Source organism: Aeromonas sp. Y318-3 (assembly GCF_027706185.1).
GTDB lineage: Bacteria > Pseudomonadota > Gammaproteobacteria > Enterobacterales > Aeromonadaceae > Aeromonas > Aeromonas veronii.
The window spans coordinates 172347-190121 of record NZ_JAPDCN010000003.1; the positions used below are offsets into that span (position 1 = coordinate 172347).

Consider the following 17775-nt stretch of genomic DNA (forward strand, 5'->3'; position numbering starts at 1 on the left):
TCTAGTCATCTTCTATCTGGTGAGAAAGTAAAACCAATCGGTGTCGGTTTAAATTCGGAGCTAGAATCAGTCATTTTCCCTTTTTGCTGGAACTTACGCAAGGATTTATAATCTATCTTTGCTATTACAAAATAATCTACTAGGCCTCCTTTTATTCTTACTTGGTCTCTTTTATAGTCAAGTCTATATGGTGCCCTTACTCGGCTGTCACCGTATGCACGATTATTTACCTGTATTATAAATGTATGTATATCATGTGCGGACCCTTCAACAAGTGAACTAAATGTTTTTACATCCGGATTCCACTCTAAAACAAATAAGCTATCAACTTTCCCTTGATATCTAACCCTATTCATTGGATTAGTTAAATCACTACAAATTAATACGCCTATACAATATTTTCCATGTATATATATAGGTAGTATTTCTTGTGGATCTGGTTTAGATAATTTAAGTGATTTTGCTTTTAGTTGATTCTCTTCTGTGTGAGCAGGGCTTAGCTTGGGTTGGAAAAAAATAAAACTGCTGTTATAACCAGGCCACTTTGTAACAAGAGATAAAAGACAGTCATTTCTTACTTCATTTTTTGAATTTGGTTTATGATATTCAATTCCAGCAATAAAAGATATTCTTTTCCTTGCGAGATTCATTGATATATTAAGTGCCCATTTACGCGGCAATGAGCATTCAGGAAATACTATATAATCTGACCTATGTTCAGATTTTAGTATGTTGTTAATTAAAGTATTGACTCGTCTGTAGCGTTTTAGAGTCAAGTCTGGTTTGTTATTTATAGCCTGCGTAAATTGGTTGTCTGTGGTTTCAAAGTTTGTTAGAGCTATGCTGACAATGTCTGGAGTTTTATTGGGAATTGTGATTTTATTATTGCCAGCATCATCTGTTGTTCTAAAAAAATTAAAGTCTTCTATCGTTTTTGCTCCACGAAGCCCAAAGATAAAATCCTTGAGTAATTGACTGTCATCTAATGTTTTAGGGCACGCCATAACAATCTCAGGAATGCTTAACGGTCTCGTTGGGAATGTTAATGCTGGCCAGTGGGGTAACTTTAACGATGCACTTTTACGAAATTTCCTTATTAAAGGTAGGTTTAGTATTTTATTTACGCTAAGTGATTTTGGTATTCGTATAGATGATTCATCATTATGTTGACTATAAAACCAGTAGTCTTTATATGGTCTGATGCCTAGATCAGAAAGAAGTAAGTTTCTACTGATTTCTTTTAGCTTTGTCTTGGTTATTGCTTTATATTCATGTTCATGTAGATTGCTAATATACATTATGGTTCTTCTGAGTTCGCTCCATTTTTCAAAACCAGCTATTGTAGATGACCTTAATGCTGTTTCAATAAGAGACTCCGAAAAATATTTTTTACATAACAAAAGATTTTGATGTGTATTTTTTTCTGTGGTTTCAGCAATGATGTCGAAACAGTTTTTTATTTTGTCAACTAAGGTCTTGGTTTCAGCGAAGTCATAGTTAGATATCATGATTTGGAAAATTCTGCTTAAATAACTTGATAGGTCAAAAATGCCCTTTGGAGTTATTATATATCTTTCAACAAGACCATAGAATTCCTTTCTTATATTTCCCCACTCTAGTCTTGATAAATCATTTGAGTAGCTTTCCAGATCTCTTATCAAAAGAGACAACCCTAGTCTTCTAATAGATACAACATCGGTTTTTCTTAATGCATCTGCAATTAAGGATGCATCTGATGAGGCTAATAGTGCTTTTTCAGCCATAGAGTTAGCATCTTCTGGAACAGAAGGAAGCATTCTATATTCACTGGACTGAGCTCGAATTTGGCTAGAAATCTGGTTTACAAGATCAAGGCCGTATTTCGGTGATAGACTAAATATTTTTTGTTTGCTAGGAGTGAATTTCAGTTCGCAGTCACTAGCATAATTTAACTTGAGCGATATAGTCGGGGCTTCCCCTCTGGTTCTATGTATTTTTAAAAAATCAATCTTATCAGATAAGTAGTTAATCACATCATTCCCGCTAGATAGTTCTGGCGGAGTTCTAAAAACCAAAAAAATATCATCAACATATCGTCCATAATACTCTGGATTAATGTTTTTACTAACTTCCTCATCTAGTTCATATAATAGTACATTAGATATTATCTTGGACGCAGATAAACCAACGGGTAATGCCCCGCTAGGGCGTCCTATATAATCAGGTGTCTTTTTGTACCAAGAATGTATTGAGTCGATAAGCTGTTGCGTGAGTTTTCGTTCGTCTTTACTGAGTTGGATTCCAGTCTTTATTAGAAATGAAGGTCTCAATATAAAATTAGGTGATGTTTTATGATAAAAACTAGCAAGGTCCATCGTTATTGCGGTTGCATTATTGTTTCTCTGAACAATATCACGCATGGCATCAAGACCTTTCTGCCTCCATGTTCTATATGCAGAGAAATAAGGTGAAAATAATCCGAGAGAGTCTAAGTTAAGTTCGCCATTATATGGTCCAAAATCTTCATATGGGTGGTGTTTTCTACGCAATCTATTACCATAGGATAAATTTTTATCGAGCAAAGATTCAAATTTATGCCCAACCTTAAGAATCCATAGTGCAGAAATAACTTGATATTCAACAGTGGCATTAATGATTAATCGGTAGCTAGCTGATAATTTTTTATTTTTATTTTCGGTATATTTATTAAGCCAGTCTTCATTTTGATCGATTGACCTAAAATGGATGCACTCTTTATCCTCCCAAGGGCTAGTATCAATCGACTTAGGGGCATATGAATATCCACCTAAAAATAAATCATTTTTGTACCATGGGTCATTTTTTTCATCAGCAATGAGAGTTTTATGAAGGTTTAGTAAGTTCTCATGTAAATTTGATTCAAACTCGGAATATCGACGTTTGCAAGGGTGAAAGTTATCAAAAAATGAATCTGTTTTGGCTTTTCTATATGCCAGATATAAATCTGACAATGTGATAAATTCTTTTTCAAATATTGTTGACATAATGATTTAATTCTGTTTGGTGTGTTTTTATATGCTAAAAATATAGCGATTTGAATTTCATTTTTTAATGAGAGCGGGTCTTAAGTTCAATTAATGAAGCGTACTAGGCATTAGATAAATTAGGTCACATTGCAATTAAATATACACTATCGATCTTTCAATATAAGGCTATTCCCAAAATACACATGGGTCTGTTAATTGGCCTCGGTGTTGCAAGTTCGGTGTTGCCCCCTGTTGTTCGCCGAGGTGAGACCGTTTGTCCAGGCCGCGAGGCAGGACGCCGAGTGAGCGCCGCTGGGCCAGGGATGGCCCATCGGCGCGTGCCGTGGGACAAACGGGTGAACCGAGGGAACCCGACGCAGGAGGGCGAACAAGTGGGGGTGGCCTTTCTTTTGGTGACTTTTCTTTGGCCACGCAAAGAAAAGTCACTCGCCAAGCCGCGCAGCGGCGGCGAAACCCCGTCGAGGACGGAGTCCTCGTGTCCTGCATGGCGAAGCCATGCCCATCAGGCTAGTGACCCCTCACCCTAGCCCTCTCCCGCAAGGGGAGAGGGGACGGTTACCTTGGCGCAGGCGCAGGAGACCGGCTGGTCTCCGCAACAGTGGCTACCGCCCCTGACTGTCGCTACCAGATTGCGCCGTTGACCATTGATCTCGGAAAAGGGGTCAACAGACGCCCGTCGCCATATTACGGAGCCAGAGTGGTCTTATCTATGGTTTTGATGGGCTAACTATCAGAAAAGGGTGATTTTTTGCGCTGGCACAAACTTTTATTAATTAGTGATTAGTTGTTGGTTGCCGGGGGGGGGGGTCGTGGCGGGGCGGTGGGGTGACGCCGCGAGAGGCGTGCAAACGGTAAAGGAGGGGAGCGCAAACGGAAAAAAGCGAAGGGGCCCGCGGTGGGCCCCTTGTTGTTGGTGCTCGACGCGGCGCCGCTATTTGGCGGCGGGGGTTGGGAAGTATTTGCTGTGCAGCAGCGGGTATTCGCTGCTCGCCAGCACCTGGGTCAAGCCGGTCTGGAACTCCTTGACCAGCTCGTCGCTCACCGGATGGCTGAAGGCGAAGCAGAACTGCTCCGAGCTCAGTACCCACTGCTCCTTGAAGCGGGCGGGATCGAGTTTTTGCTCGACGATCAGCTGCTCCATGGTGGTCTTGTTGGTGGAGACCAGATCGACCCGGCCGGAGGTGAGCATCTTGAGCGCCTGTGCCAGCCGGTTGGCGGCCATCAGTTTGGTCTCGTCAAAGCCGTTGTTGAGCAGCAGTTGCTCCCCCACATCGGCTCGCACCGCGCCGATATTGAATGCCTTGGCATCGTCGAGCTTGGTGATGGTGATATTGCGATCGGCCAGCCCCACCAGCACGATCTCGGCATACCCGATGGGGCAGGCCCACTTGAACAGGGGATCCCGCGCCTGGGTGCGGGCAGTGGAGAAGAGCACCGCATTGGGCTTTTGGGTCAGCAGGTAGTAACCGCGCGCCCAAGGCATGATGGTGATGGGCTGCGCTGGTGTATTGGTTTTTTTCCATACCAGTTGCAGCAGCTCGACCGCGAGGCCGGTGGGGGCACCGCTGGCATCGGCGTAGTTGTAGGGTTTGTACTCTTCGGTGATGTAGTGCAGTTTGCCGAGCTCAGGACTCGCCTGTGCGAGGGTGGCCAGCAGCGCCCCGGCCAATCCAATCCATGGTTTCATTTTTGCCATCCTGATCAAGGGAATATCTGCTCAAGTGTGACCAAGCTGGCCGATTTCGCCAAGGCGACGGAGCATGTTTGGCAAAAAAGCGCGGGTGCACGCCGCCATCACGCACCCTATGCCAGCGGTGATCAGGGCGTTAGCGCAGTGGCAGGTATTTGGCTTGCAGGGCCGAGAAATCCGCCGAGGCGACGACCTGGGTCAGCGCCTGCTGAAAGAGGGCGACCTCGCTGTCAGGCACCTGACGGCTGAAGGCGTAGCAGAGCGGTCTGGCATCCAGCACGAAGGCGACATGAAAGTCATCCGGCTTGAAGCCGAGCTGCTGCAGGGTTTGATAGCCCGCCAGCTTGTTGGTCGCAAACAGATCGGCGCGACCTGAGGTGAGCATTTTGGCCGCCTGGGTGAGGCGGTTGGCCAGCATCAGCTGGCGCTCATCGATACCGCGTTCGAGCAGCAGCTGTTTGGAGACGGTAGAGCGCACCACGCCGACCTTGTAGCGGCTGATCTCGGCCACGGAGCCTAGGGTGATGTTGTCCGCCTTGCGCCCCAGCAGCACAAATTCCGAGTGATCGATGGGGCAGGCCCACTTGAAAAGCGCTTCCCGCTGCGGGGTGCGTGCGGTGGCAAACAGCACCACATTGGGTTTTTGTTGCAGCAGGTTGTAGCCCCGGGCCCACGGCAGAATGCGGATTGGCTGGGGCGACACGCCCCGCGCTTTCCAGATAAGCTGCATCAGCTCCACCGACAATCCGGTCGGCATCCCTTGCTGGTCGCTGAAATTAAACGGGGGAGAGATTTCGCTCAGATACTCGAGTTTGCCCGGATCGGCCTGCGCGAAGGTGGCCCACAAGAGCAGTAGCAGATGAGGTAGGTGCCATGTCCGCACGGGAAAGATCCTTCGCAATCAACTATGTAGCCCAGTTTGACTGCTTGTGGCGGGAATAGCTAGCCACCTCTATTGCATCTTTCATCAATAAAATGGGCAGCGAACTGCTGCCCATCGGGTGAGTGAGTGCTCAGCGCACCGGCAGGTATTTGGCCTGCAATTTGCGAAACTCTTCCGAGGCGAGGGCGCGGGTCAGGCCCTGCTGAAAGAGGGTGATCTCGCTGTCGGGCACCTGACGGCTGAAGGCGTAGCAGAGCTGCTCTGCGCTCAGCACCATGGCCACGTTGAAGTCGTCGCTATTGAGCTTCAGTTCGCGGATGGCGTCATATCCCGCCAGCTTGCTGGTGGCGAGCAGGTCGGCGCGGCCGGAGAGCAGCATCTTCAACCCCTGAGACAGGCGGTTGGCCGGGATGATGTTGTTGTCATCCATGCCGTTGTTGAGCAGCAGTTGCTCGGCGGCGTCCGAGCGCACCGCGCTGATCTTGTACTGGCTCATCTGTTCGAAGGCGGTCAGGGTGATGTTCTGCGCTTTGCGGCCCAGCAGTATGTACTCCGAGTAGCCGATGGGGCATACCCACTTGAAGAGATCTTCCCGCGCCTGGGTGCGGGCGGTGGAGAAGAGCACCACGTTGGGCTTCTGGGTTAGCAAGTAGTAACCCCGCGCCCAGGGCAGGATGCGCACCGGCTGGGGTGTCACGCTGCTGTGTTGCCAGATCATCTGCAGCAGATCGACCGCAAGACCGGTGGGCTGGCCTTGCGGATCGCTGTAGTTGTAGGGGGGGTACTCTTCGGTGAGGTACTCGAGCTTGCCCAGATCAGCCCGGGCCGTCGAGGCCCAGCAGAGCAGCAACAGATGACAGATCAGCCATATCCTCATTGGGAACATCCTTAGCGATCAACCTTCCCTTGAGTGTGACCATGAACAGAGTAAATAGCCACTCACTGCCGTTACCAGCGGGCGCGGATCTGCCCGATGGGCTGGTAGGCCTCATCCCGCAGCCCCACCAGCAGGGTCTTGCCATCCGCTTGCAACCGGAACTCGCCGTAGCGGGCTGCCTCGTACTGCTCTCCCGTGCCCTCTTCAAAGAAGTAGGCATCGGGGCCGATCTGCCACTGCCGCTCGCTCTGGTGCACCTGCAATAGCCGCTCATCGCTGGCGAGCCGATCCGGTTTGCCATCAGCCACCAGAGTGGCTACCTGATGGGCATCGAGGCGGATCACCAGGGTGTCGCTGCCCTTGTTTTGAGTAGCTCTGGCGTCGCGGCTGGTCAGCTCGCGGGCAATTTCATAGTTGAGCCGCATGTAATCCCCCTGCATCAGGGAGCGGGGATCGACCGGGGCGAGCCGCAGCAGCACCACTTCGCCGCTGCTCATGGCGTGCTCATAGCGCCAGACGGTGGCATTGATGCCCGCCAGGATGGCGAGGCCGCTCAGCAACAGGGCGAGCTGTCGGGTGACGGGTTTCATGAGTCGCTCCTTGCCGCGAAGGTGGTGAGCAGCTGGTGGGCACCCAGCAGCAGGATGCCGGAGCCCAGCAGCAGCCAGGATTTGGTCATCAGGGTGAGCCCCAGATCGTAGTAATAGAGCGAGCCATAGCCGAGCAGCAGCAGGGCCGAGAGTGTCATCAGCCCTAAACTGCCGGCATAAAACCCGAGGATCAGCACCAGTGCGCCTGCCCCCATGCCGGGGATGATGGCGCTGATCAGCACCAGCGGCAGGCCAAACAGCAGGGGGATCTTGAGTTTCACCATCACCGCCAGCAGCAGGGCGGCGCAGATCAGGGGATTGAGCCAGAGCGGCAGGCGGGACAGCCCCAGTTCGTCCAGCACGCAGCTGCCGCCATCCCACAGCGGTTGGTGCAGACGGCCCAGCACCAGCAGGGAGAGGGCGAGCCCCAGCGTGATGGAGTGGTAGAGCTGGTGACGCTCTGGATCCCTATCTGCCCGCAGCCAGCAGAAGGTGATGGCCGCCATCACCAGCGGCAGGGCCAGCAGTTGCAGCCCGAGGCAAGCGAGGCCAAGGGTGAGCAGCAGGGCCGCCGCCACGCTGTGAAACAGCCGCACCAGCCAGTGATCGAACAGCACGGCGATGGCAAGGGAGAGCAGGCACAGACCGAACCAGAGCAGGGCGTGATGGAGATCCAGCTGATCGAGCAGGCCATAGAGCAGCCAGGCATCGGCCGCCAGGGTAAGGGCCAGCACGAACTGATCCCAGAGATCGCCGCTTTGGCTGCGATTGAGGGCGTAGGCCCCCGCCAGCAGCACGGCCCCGAGCAGCAGGGCGCTGTTGGCCTCGCGGGTCAGCTGCTCGAAGGTGAGAAACAGGAAAAAGAGCAGGAACAGGGCGGCAATCCAGCCCACCAGCCCCAGCAGAAAGCGGCTTGACCAGTGGGGTTGGGTATCACGGGGCATCTCCCCTTCCACCAGATTGGCCTGTTGCAGCACTTGCCAAAGGGTCAGGTCACTCATGAGACCTCCGTTGTTGTTGTAGCCAGCGGGCGGCGGTGACCGAAAGACCGATGGCGATCAGGCTCAGCAGCAAAAAGCCGTTGATGTCGGGTTCCATCCATTTACCAAGGGTGGCGAGGATGACGGCAATCAGACTGAGGCACCCCATGGCGAGTCCGGCGATAAATCTGTGATGCCAGAGAGCATAGGCCGCAGCGAGCCAGCCAAGCCAGAGCGGCCACACCAGCGGGGAGGCTGCATCAAACAGCGCCAGCAGGGTGAGCAGGGTAGCTCCCAGACCGGCAGCCAGGCCCGCCAGCCAGCTTGGCATCAGGCGCCAGCGGGCTGGTGCCAGCAGAAGCAGACCCCAGAGGGTGGCGTTGAGCAGGGTAAGGCACCAGCCCAATCCTTCTTCATCGAAGGTAAAGAAGAACGTGAACAAACCGAGCCGCCAGTAGAGCACCAGCGCCAGCTGGCCGAGCAGCCAGCTCAAGGTCCAGAGCAGGGGACTTTGGCCAAATGTCGCCAGCGGCACCAGCATCAGCGCCCAGGTGGCGAACAGCTGCCAGGGATCGGCGCCGGTCTGGTAGGTCTGACCCACCAGCGCCAGCAGGGCGCCGATATTGAGGGCGATGGCGAGCAGCAGCGCCTGACGGGGGGTATCCCCCAGCGGTTTGCGCCACAGCAGAAGCAGCATGGCGAGCAGCGGTGCCTCCAGCAGCGCAAGGCGGGAGACCCGGCCCAGCTCTTGCCAGTTGAAGGCGACGAAGAAGATGAGGCCAGCCCCGATACAGAGGGCGCCGAGCCAGAGCAGCAGCCGGTCAAATAGCCACTGCCAGCGCGCCGGATAGGGGGGAAGATCGGCGAGGGTCAGGGCGTCCGCCAGCTTCTCTGGCGCCAGCCGTCCCTGTTTGACCCATTCGAGAAGCGTCTCTCTTGATACGTTGTGCATGGGGGGACTCCACGAGGTTTGCCCCATTATGGCATGAGGCACCCGCAACCGTGCACTGCCCCTTGGCTGTAAGGCTGGTGGTTGCGACAGCGGGTTACGCAATAGACACAGCAGCAAACAAAAAAGCCCTCCACAGGGGAGGGCTTGAGCAGCGGAAAAGGCGATCAGGCAAAGATCAGGGTGCTCACCCCGAGGCCGACGAAGAGGATGGCGCAGGCGATGCGGATCCCCTTGAGCGGCAGCTTGTCCGCCCCCAGCTTGCCGATCAGCACCACAGGCACGTTGGCCAGCATCATGCCGAGGGTGGTGCCGGTAATGACCTGTACCAGCGAGTCATATTTGGCGGCCAGCAGCACGGTGGCGATCTGGGTCTTGTCGCCGATCTCGGCAATAAAGAAGAGTACGAAGGTGGCCATAAAGGGGCCGTATTTATCCAGCGGGCTCTCCTCGTCATCCATCTTGTCCGGCACCAAAATCCAGATAGCCATGGCGATAAAGGCGATGGCGACCAGCCAGGTCATTATCTTGGGATCGAGCCAGCGGCTGATGAACTCGCCAATCCAGGCAGCGCCCGCATGGTTGAGCAAGGTAGCCGCCAGCATGCCGGCGATGATGGGCCAGGGCTTGCGAAAACGGCAGATGAGCAGCAACGCCAACAGCTGGGTTTTATCACCGATTTCGGCAATGGCAACGCTGAGGGTTGAGGTTAACAAAGCTTCCATAAAAATGACCGGGGGACGGAATTGTTATAAACCAAAGACAAGCCTGCGCCATCCGTCCCCGGTATTGGCACTGGCCCGTCAAAGGTCTTGTCAAATCCATGGCTGGCATGGATCACCCTGACCATGGTGATTTGGCACCAAGTATGTTGATCAGGGTCGCAAACCGATATTCATGCAATGGATGGCACCGGCGTGCGAGACTACTCCCCCTCGATGGGAGCGGGCATTCTAGGGAAAAACCGCATGAGTGACAAGGGGATCAGCCACCCACCAGCTTGACGCTGAAACCGGCTTTCTCTAGCTCGGTTTTGATCAGGTCCCGTTTATCCCCCTGGATCTCGATCACTCCCTCCTTGATACCACCACCGGTGCCGCACTTTTTCTTGAGCAGGGTGGCCAGGGATTTTTGCTGATCGGCGGGTACGCCATGAATGGTGATCACCCCGGCACCTTTGCGCCCCTTGGTCTCGCGGCGAATGCGCACGGTGCCGTCGGTGGGGAAGGGGGAGGCGGATTGGGGAGCGCTCTGCTCCTTGATCATGCCGCCATCTGTGCTGTAAACGAGGCGGCTGTTGTTGTCGTGACTCATGGCAATACTTTATGGGTTAGCTAAGCGGAGTTTGATTTTACTCAAATAAAAGTTGAAGACACAGCTTATAATGCCCCAAGTAAAAGCGAATTATTATTGTTTAACTTCAGGAGTCAGTCATGGTACTCACGCAGTTGTCACCGGGACAGAGTGCTCGCATCAAGAATATGAATCAGCTCGCCCGGCCGCTGCGCCGCAAACTGATGGTGATGGGTCTGTTGCCCCAGACTGAAGTCATCTATCTGCGCTCCGCCCCCCTGGGGGACCCGCTCCAGATCCAGTGCCAGGGGATCTGTCTCTCCATGCAAAAGAGTCTGGCCCAGCAAATAGAAGTCGAGCCGGTATAACCCCCTGTTCGGCTACCGCTCCGGTCAAGAAAGTCACCGTGAGCGGTTCATAGACAAGAAGTCGAACCTGCAAAGCAGCTTGCCACACGCAGGCGGCGGGCTCAGAAGAAAATAGAGGTAGAGCTGGTATGAATTATTCCCTGGTAACGGTAGGTAACCCCAATAGCGGCAAGACCTCCCTGTTCAACGCCCTGACCGGCGCCCGCCAGCAGGTAGGCAACTGGAGTGGTGTCACCGTCGACAAGAAGATGGGTGAGTTCAGCGCGGGTGAACATCACTTCAAGCTGATGGATCTGCCCGGCATCTATAGCCTGGCCAGTCAGGATGGCAGTCTGGACGAGCAGATCGCCAGCCGCTTTGCCCAGGGCCAACAACCCGACCTGCTGCTCAACGTCATCGACGCCGCCAATCTGGAGCGCTCCCTCTACCTCACGCTGCAACTGCGCGAACTGGGCCTGCCCATGGTGGTGGTGCTCAACAAGCTGGATATCCTGCAAAAGCGCCGCATCGTCATCGACGAGAGCAAGCTCGGCAAATCCCTCGGTTGCCCGGTGGTGGCCCTCTCTGCCCACAACAGCAAGCAGGTTGCCGCCTTCAAGCAGCAGATCCGGCAGTTTATCGGTCAGCCGCAAGCCGCCTTGCAGCTCGATTACGGCCACGCGCTTGAAACCGATCTGGCGGAGCTGGAGACCCTGCTCGCCCCGCATCACCTTACTGCCCGTGGTCGCGCCCTGCGCCTGCTGGAAGAGGATGCGGTGATGCAGGAGACCCTGCTGCCCGGTCAGCAGGCGGCCGCCGCCAATGTAGTGGCTCGCGCCCATCAGGGACAGGATATCGACCTGCAGCTGGCGGATATTCGCTACGGCCATATCTATCAGTGGGTACAACAGGCGCGTCAGCAGAAGGGCAAGCTCACCGAGGCCCAGAGCGAGTGGCTGGATCGGGTGCTGCTCAATCGCTGGATTGGCATCCCCTTCTTTCTGTTTGTCATGTACCTGATGTTCCTGTTTGCCATCAACGTCGGCAGCGCCTTTATCGACTTCTTCGACATCATGGGCGGCGCCCTGTTTGTCGATGGGGTGCACCACCTGCTGGGGCTGGTCAATGCCCCAGAATGGCTGGGCGCCATTCTGGCGGACGGCTTTGGCGTTGGCTTGCAGACGGTGGCCACCTTTATTCCGGTGATTGGCTGCCTCTATCTGTTCCTCGCGGTGCTGGAGAGCTCCGGTTATCTGGCCCGCGCCGCCTTCGTGGTGGATGCCCTGATGCGCCGCCTCGGCCTGCCGGGCAAGGCGTTCGTCCCCATGCTGATGGGCTTTGGCTGTACCGTGCCCTCGGTGATGGCAACCCGCACCCTCAACTCCGAGCGGGAGCGGCTGATGACCTCCGCCATGGCGCCCTTCATGTCGTGCGGTGCCCGTCTGCCGGTTTACGCCCTGTTTGCGGTGGCTTTCTTCCCCGAGTCTGGCCAGAACCTGGTGTTCGGTCTCTACCTCATCGGCATTCTGGTGGCGGTGCTCACCGGCCTGTTGCTGCGTAGCACCCTGCTGCCGGGCAAGAGCGACTCCATGCTGATGGAGATGCCGGATTACGAGTGGCCGCGTCCGGTCAACGTTGCCATCAAGACCTGGCAGAAGCTCAAATCCTTCGTCTTTGGCGCAGGTAAAACCATCGTGCTGGTGGTTGCTGTGCTGAGCGTGCTTAACTCCCTGGGTACCGATGGCAGCTTCGGCCATCAGGAGCAGGAGAGCTCGGTCCTGAGCAAGATAAGCCAGGCGGTGACCCCGGTGCTGCACCCCATCGGTGTACGCGATGACAACTGGCAGGCCACGGTCGGTATCGTCACCGGTATCTTCGCCAAAGAGGCGGTGGTCGGGACCCTCAACAGCCTCTACGCCGGTGGTGGTGATGCAGAGGAGGAGAGCGAGTTCTCGCTGGTGGCCAGTTTCCACGAGGCGATCGATGCCGTGGCGGCCAATCTGGCGGAGATCAACCCGAGCGACCCCATGGGGCTTGATGTTGGCAACCTCGACGACCAGAAAGCTGCCGCCGAGGCGCAGGAGGTGGATGTCTCCACCTACGGCAATATGCAGACCCACTTCGACGGGGCGGCCGGTGCCTTTGCTTACCTCTTGTTCGTGCTGCTCTACATGCCTTGCGCCGCCGCCATGGGCGCGCTGGTGCGGGAAACCGGTCGTCAGTGGGCGCTGATGACGGCGGTATGGTGCAACTATATGGCCTTTATGTGCGCCACCCTCTTCTATCAGGTGGCGACCTTCGCCGCTCACCCGGAGCAGAGCCTGTTCTGGATCGTCAGCTATGGCCTCTCTCTGGTACTGCTCTGGTGGGCCGGTCGTCGTCACGGTGACATCGTCGCCCGCAAGGTGGTGACCTTATGATCCTGCGCGAGCTGGGGGATTACCTCGCCGCGCAGCAGAAGGTGAGCCGGCGTGATCTGGCTCGCCACTTCCACACCTCGGAAGATGCGGTGGAGGCCATGCTCGGCGTCTGGATGCGCAAGGGGCGGGTCATCAAGCGCGAGAGCCGGGTATGTGGCGGCAGCTGCTGCGGCAAGAGCGAGGAGGTGATGTTCGAGTGGTGTGCACCGGGCCAGATTGGGTTCAAGATCCGCTAAACGACTACCCAACCTCATCACCAAACATCGAACAATAAAAAACGGCAGATCCTGCGCAAGGGTCTGCCGTTTTTATTGCAGCACACTGGCGGGATCAGGCGCTCTGGCGAGCCTCGCTCAGCAGTGCCAGCGCCGGTTGGGCGTTGTCCGGCATCAGCCGGTAGGCTTTGTGGTGTTTGACCAGGGTGGTCTTCTTGTTGCCCTGGCTCAGCAGCAGGCCGTGCTTGAAGGCCGCCTCGGCCAGCACCTTCTCGTCACCGCGCACATAGAGGGTGAGGGGTTTGACAAGCTCACCGTCCTCGATATGGCCTTCATATTCGCTATGGCTTACTACCAGACTCGGCTGACCGCCCGATTGCAGGCGCAGCTTGGCGTTCACCTCGCTCTCGGTCAGCACCAGCCAGCCTGCCGTTGCCAGCTCATCCAGCAGGGCTGCCAGCTTGGCCCCCAGTTGTTGCGGGTTGGTCATGGCGCACTGGTACTGGAAGGCGATGCGCTCCAGCAATCCCTTGAGATCGGCGCCCGCACCCAGAGTGCGGCCAAGCTGCACCCAAGCTTTCAAATCTTCCATCACCAGACGGGAGAAGCGCTTCTCCTTGAGGGAGTCGGCCATCCAGGCGCAGAGAAAGTGGCTCTCTTGCGCCGGAGTGCGCTTGCCCGTCTTTTGCTCGGCGGTGCGGGCCAGTTCGGCCAAGCTTTGAGTGGCCATCTCGAGCAGGGCCTGATTGTAGGTCGGAGAGGTCATAAGCAATCCTTGAGTTGACCACCACAGGTCAACACCGATGACAGAGATGGCAAAGGCGCCAGTGGCGCCTTTGCGGTTCAATAGAGCAACTGCCCGCCTTATTTCGGCTGACGGGGCTTCTTGGCGGCGGCCAGACGCTTGAGGCGCTGACCCTGCAGCTTGGCTTCGGCCATCACCTGGGCTACGGCGTTATCTTCACGCTGCGGGCGCTTGCCGAAGCGGCGACGCTCCTGCAACTGCTTGATCAGCTCGTCACGGCTGCTCACCTCATAGCCCGGCATCATGATGCGGCGGATCTTCTGGCCGATCAGGGCCTCGATCTCCAGCAGGGTTCGCTCCTCTTCACGGCTGACGAAGGAAATGGCCATGCCGCGCTTGCCGGCACGACCGGTACGGCCGATGCGGTGCACGTAATCTTCCGCCAGGAACGGCAGATCATAGTTGACCACGTATTCCAGATCCGGAATGTCCAGACCACGGGCGGCCACTTCGGTGGCGACCAGTACCCGTACCTTGCCTTCCATGAATTCGCGCAGGGCGCGGCGACGGTTGCCCTGGGCCTTCTCGCCATGGACCACGGCGGACTTGATGCCGTCGAGGTTCAGCTCCTCGACCAGCACATCACAGCTCTCGCGGGTACTGGCGAACACCAGCACCTGCTGCCAGTTCTGTTTGCCAATCAGCTCTGAGAGCAGCTCGCGCTTGCGCTTCTGCTCGACCGGATAGACGGTGTGGCTGACGGTGTCGGCGGTGGAGTTCTGCTTGTTGACGCTGACGATCTGCGGTCTGTCCAGCATCAGGTTGGCCAGCTTCTTCACCGCGTCGGAGAAGGTGGCGGAGAAGAGCAGGTTTTGACGGGTCTTGTTGACCGCTTGCAGGATCTTCTGCACATCGGCACTGAAGCCCATGTCGAGGATGCGATCCGCTTCATCCATCACCAAACACTCGACGCCGGAGAGGCTGAGGTTGCAGGCGGTGAGGTGCTCCAGCAGACGGCCCGGGGTGGCCACAATGATGTGAGCGCCCGCTTTGAGCTTCTTGGCCTGCACGTCCTGCTTGCCACCGCCGACGATGGTGATGGTGGTGATATCGAGATACTTGGCGAAGTCATTGATGTTGCTCGCCACCTGAGCCGCCAGCTCGCGGGTCGGGGTCAGGATCAGCACCCGGGCGTTGGAAGGCTGGACCGGCGCCGGATTGTCTACCAGACGCTGCAAGATGGGCAGGGCGAAGGCGGCGGTCTTGCCGGTACCGGTCTGGGCGCTGGCCAGCACATCGCGGCCACGGCGAATGGCCGGGATCGCCTGTTGCTGCACAGGGGTCATCTCCTGATAACCGCAATCTGAGACAGCACGCAAAATCTCGGGGGCAAAATCGAACGATTCAAATCTCATAATGGGTTCCTGTGTTCCAGCTGGGCTGTGTTTGGCTTGGTTAGCTCGGCATGAGCGAGACGGAGGTTGTAACCACCGACGGCTGCGCCTGACATCAAGTCAGAGAGTGAGCCGGAAAATGGCGGGCGCGAAGTGTAACAGATAGACGTCACAAATTCTGCCTCATATGGTTGTCCTTTTCTCATCCTTTGTGGTGTGAATGGCGGTTGAAAGCAATCATTTGACTCCCAAATGCCAAGCTTGGAGGTGTGGGCTAACGGTTTTGGGCAAGGACGAGAGGGATATCAATGGAACTGGAACAGTTAAAACGCCAGCTGGAGCAGCTTGGCGAGCGCAATGACAGCATGCAGCAGGCACGCCACCGCAAGCTGCTCAATATCACCCGCGACACGGGGGAGTTGCTGTCAGTATTGGTGCAGACCCGTGGGGCGCAGGCGGTGCTGGAGATCGGCACCTCCAATGGTTACTCCACACTCTGGCTGGCAGAAGCTGTGCGTCGGCTGGAGGGGCACGTTACCACCATTGAGCTGGATGAGGATAAGCGCGTGCTGGCCCATGACAACTTTCAGAGGGCAGGGCTGGCCCCCTGGGTAACCTTGCTGGCAGGGGATGCAGGCGAGCTGTTACCGACCTTGCCGCAAGGCGGCTATCAGCTCATCTTCCTCGATTCGGATCGTCAGCACTACCGGGCATGGTGGCCGCAGATCCGCCGCCTGCTGGCACCCCGTGGCTTGCTGGTGGTCGATAACGCCATCTCCCATCGCAGCGAGATGGTGGAGTGGATGAACGAGGTCGGGCAGGATCCGGCTTTTACCACCTCGCTGGTGCCGGTCGGCAAGGGGGAGTGGCTGGTGGTGCGTTTGTAGGGGTAGCTACAAAAAATCAGCCCCGCATTGGCGGGGCTGATTGTGAAAGCTCATCATGGCCTTGGCCGGTCGGATTAGACCGCCAGATAGTCCATGATCCCTTCGGCTGCCTTGCGCCCTTCGTAGATGGCGGTCACCACCAGATCGGAGCCACGTACCGCATCGCCACCGGCGAACACCTTGGGATTGCTGGTCTGGAAGGCGTATTCCGCCTGCTCGCGGGCCTTGATGCGATCCCGGTTGTCGAGCTCGATGCCGAACTCCGCCATCCAGGGCTGGGGGTTGGGCTGGAAGCCAAACGCCATCACCACCGCATCGGCGGCCAACACCTGCTCTGAGCCCTCGATGACCACCGGATTGCGGCGGCCATTGGCATCGGGTTCACCCAGCTCGGTGCTCACCACCTTGATGCCGACGGCGCGACCGCTGGCATCCAGTTCGACTGCCACCGGCTGCAGGTTGAACATAAACTCAACCCCCTCTTCGCGGGCGTTTTTCACCTCCCGCTTGGAGCCCGGCATGTTCTCCTCGTCGCGACGATAGGCGCAGATCACCTTGTCAGCTCCCTGACGGATGGCGGTACGTACACAGTCCATGGCGGTATCGCCGCCGCCCAGCACCACCACCTGCTTGCCGGCGAAGTCGATGTAGTCGGCTTGCGCCTTCTCGAACCCCAGCAACCGGTTGGCGTTGGCGATGAGGTAGGGCAGGGCGTCATAGACTCCCGGCGCCTCTTCGTTGGCAAAGCCGCCCTTCATGTATTTGTAGGTGCCGACCCCGAGGAAGACCGCATCGAACTCGCCGAGCAGATCGGCGAAGGTGATGTCCTTGCCAACTTCGGTCTCGAGACGAAACTCCACACCCATCCCCTGGAATATCTCGCGGCGACGCTGCATCACCTCTTTTTCCAGCTTGAAGGAGGGGATGCCGAAGGTAAGCAGGCCACCGATCTCCGGATATTTGTCAAACACCACAGGGGTAACGCCATTGCGTGCCAGCACATCGGCACAGGCAAGACCCGCAGGGCCGGCGCCGATGACGGCGACCCGCTTGCCGGTCTTGACCACGTTCGAGAGATCCGGCTTCCAGCCCATCTCGAATGCCTTGTCGGTGATGTATTTTTCGATGTTGCCGATGGTCACCGCGCCGAAGCGATCGTTGAGGGTGCAGGAGCCCTCGCAGAGGCGATCCTGCGGGCAGACCCGACCGCACACTTCCGGCAGGCTGTTGGTCTGGTGGGAGAGCTCCACCGCCTCCAGAATGCGCCCCTCTTTGGCCAGTTTCAGCCAGTTGGGGATGTAGTTGTGGACCGGACACTTCCACTCGCAATAGGGGTTGCCGCACTCGAGGCAGCGATCCGCCTGCATCTGTACCTGCGGCTGATTGAAGGACTCGTAGATCTCCACAAACTGGATTTTGCGGATCTTGAGCGGCTTCTTGGGCGGGTCGACCCGCTGGACATCGATAAACTGAAATACGTTCTGGCTCATAGGGTTCCCT

At 56.1% G+C, this 17775-nt stretch carries 16 protein-coding genes; 4 read left to right on the forward strand and 12 right to left on the reverse strand.

The window, feature by feature from the left end; genetic code table 11:
* Nucleotides 1-5: 5 nt before the first annotated feature.
* The 9 genes from OKB77_RS05415 to OKB77_RS05455 all read right to left on the reverse strand — a co-directional run bounded on the left by OKB77_RS05415 (nt 6) and on the right by OKB77_RS05455 (nt 10288).
* Nucleotides 6-3002 (reverse strand): RNA-directed DNA polymerase, encoded by a 2997-nt coding sequence (locus OKB77_RS05415; RefSeq protein ID WP_270817086.1) that lies wholly within the window; start codon nt 3000-3002, stop codon nt 6-8.
* 934 nt (nt 3003-3936) lie between these two features.
* Nucleotides 3937-4692 (reverse strand): substrate-binding periplasmic protein, encoded by a 756-nt coding sequence (locus OKB77_RS05420; protein WP_042056222.1) that lies wholly within the window; start codon nt 4690-4692, stop codon nt 3937-3939.
* A gap of 139 nt (nt 4693-4831) precedes the next feature.
* Nucleotides 4832-5578 (reverse strand): substrate-binding periplasmic protein, encoded by a 747-nt coding sequence (locus OKB77_RS05425; protein WP_103251035.1) that lies wholly within the window; start codon nt 5576-5578, stop codon nt 4832-4834.
* Nucleotides 5579-5708: 130 nt separating this feature from the next.
* Complete coding sequence (locus tag OKB77_RS05430; protein ID WP_245148220.1) at nt 5709-6455, reverse strand: substrate-binding periplasmic protein; 747 nt, start codon at nt 6453-6455, stop codon at nt 5709-5711.
* 71 nt (nt 6456-6526) lie between these two features.
* A complete protein-coding gene (locus OKB77_RS05435; RefSeq protein WP_167569499.1) occupies nt 6527-7045 on the reverse strand; it encodes a GDYXXLXY domain-containing protein in 519 nt (172 codons plus the stop codon).
* Nucleotides 7042-8046, reverse strand: coding sequence for a DUF4401 domain-containing protein (locus OKB77_RS05440; protein ID WP_270817087.1), 1005 nt, complete (start codon nt 8044-8046; stop codon nt 7042-7044). Before OKB77_RS05440 ends, OKB77_RS05435 begins: the two co-directional genes overlap by 4 nt.
* Nucleotides 8039-8977 carry a DUF2157 domain-containing protein gene (locus OKB77_RS05445; RefSeq protein ID WP_270817088.1) on the reverse strand — a complete coding sequence of 313 codons (939 nt, stop codon included), beginning with the start codon at nt 8975-8977 and terminating at the stop codon, nt 8039-8041. Before OKB77_RS05445 ends, OKB77_RS05440 begins: the two co-directional genes overlap by 8 nt.
* Before the next feature lie 164 nt (nt 8978-9141).
* Nucleotides 9142-9699: a TMEM165/GDT1 family protein gene (locus tag OKB77_RS05450; RefSeq protein WP_005346773.1), complete on the reverse strand. Its 558-nt coding sequence runs from the start codon at nt 9697-9699 to the stop codon at nt 9142-9144.
* A gap of 259 nt (nt 9700-9958) precedes the next feature.
* Entirely contained in the window at nt 9959-10288 is a 330-nt protein-coding gene (locus tag OKB77_RS05455; RefSeq protein ID WP_005337385.1) for a translation initiation factor, read from the reverse strand.
* Nucleotides 10289-10407: 119 nt separating this feature from the next.
* Here OKB77_RS05455 and OKB77_RS05460 point away from each other — a divergent pair, with 119 nt between their 5' ends.
* The 3 genes from OKB77_RS05460 to OKB77_RS05470 all read left to right on the forward strand — a co-directional run bounded on the left by OKB77_RS05460 (nt 10408) and on the right by OKB77_RS05470 (nt 13270).
* Nucleotides 10408-10635 (forward strand): FeoA family protein, encoded by a 228-nt coding sequence (locus OKB77_RS05460; protein ID WP_005337384.1) that lies wholly within the window; start codon nt 10408-10410, stop codon nt 10633-10635.
* Between the two features lie 128 nt (nt 10636-10763).
* Nucleotides 10764-13034: a Fe(2+) transporter permease subunit FeoB gene (gene feoB, locus OKB77_RS05465; protein ID WP_270817089.1), complete on the forward strand. Its 2271-nt coding sequence runs from the start codon at nt 10764-10766 to the stop codon at nt 13032-13034.
* Nucleotides 13031-13270, forward strand: a complete 240-nt coding sequence (locus OKB77_RS05470) for a FeoC-like transcriptional regulator (protein ID WP_184151563.1) — start codon at nt 13031-13033, stop codon at nt 13268-13270. The genes feoB and OKB77_RS05470 overlap by 4 nt, the downstream gene beginning before the upstream one ends.
* Nucleotides 13271-13364: 94 nt before the next feature.
* On the opposite strand, the gene OKB77_RS05475 is transcribed toward OKB77_RS05470, so the two are convergent.
* Together OKB77_RS05475 and OKB77_RS05480 are read right to left on the reverse strand one after the other, a co-directional pair.
* Entirely contained in the window at nt 13365-14015 is a 651-nt protein-coding gene (locus tag OKB77_RS05475) for a DUF2913 family protein (protein WP_270817090.1), read from the reverse strand.
* A 98-nt stretch (nt 14016-14113) separates the two neighbouring features.
* A complete protein-coding gene (locus OKB77_RS05480; RefSeq protein ID WP_270817091.1) occupies nt 14114-15409 on the reverse strand; it encodes a DEAD/DEAH box helicase in 1296 nt (431 codons plus the stop codon).
* Between the two features lie 287 nt (nt 15410-15696).
* Here OKB77_RS05480 and OKB77_RS05485 point away from each other — a divergent pair, with 287 nt between their 5' ends.
* A complete protein-coding gene (locus OKB77_RS05485) occupies nt 15697-16275 on the forward strand; it encodes an O-methyltransferase (RefSeq protein ID WP_019445094.1) in 579 nt (192 codons plus the stop codon).
* A 74-nt stretch (nt 16276-16349) separates the two neighbouring features.
* Here OKB77_RS05485 and OKB77_RS05490 read toward each other — a convergent pair whose 3' ends face one another.
* Nucleotides 16350-17765 carry an FAD-dependent oxidoreductase gene (locus OKB77_RS05490; RefSeq protein WP_040067731.1) on the reverse strand — a complete coding sequence of 472 codons (1416 nt, stop codon included), beginning with the start codon at nt 17763-17765 and terminating at the stop codon, nt 16350-16352.
* Nucleotides 17766-17775: the final 10 nt, after the last annotated feature.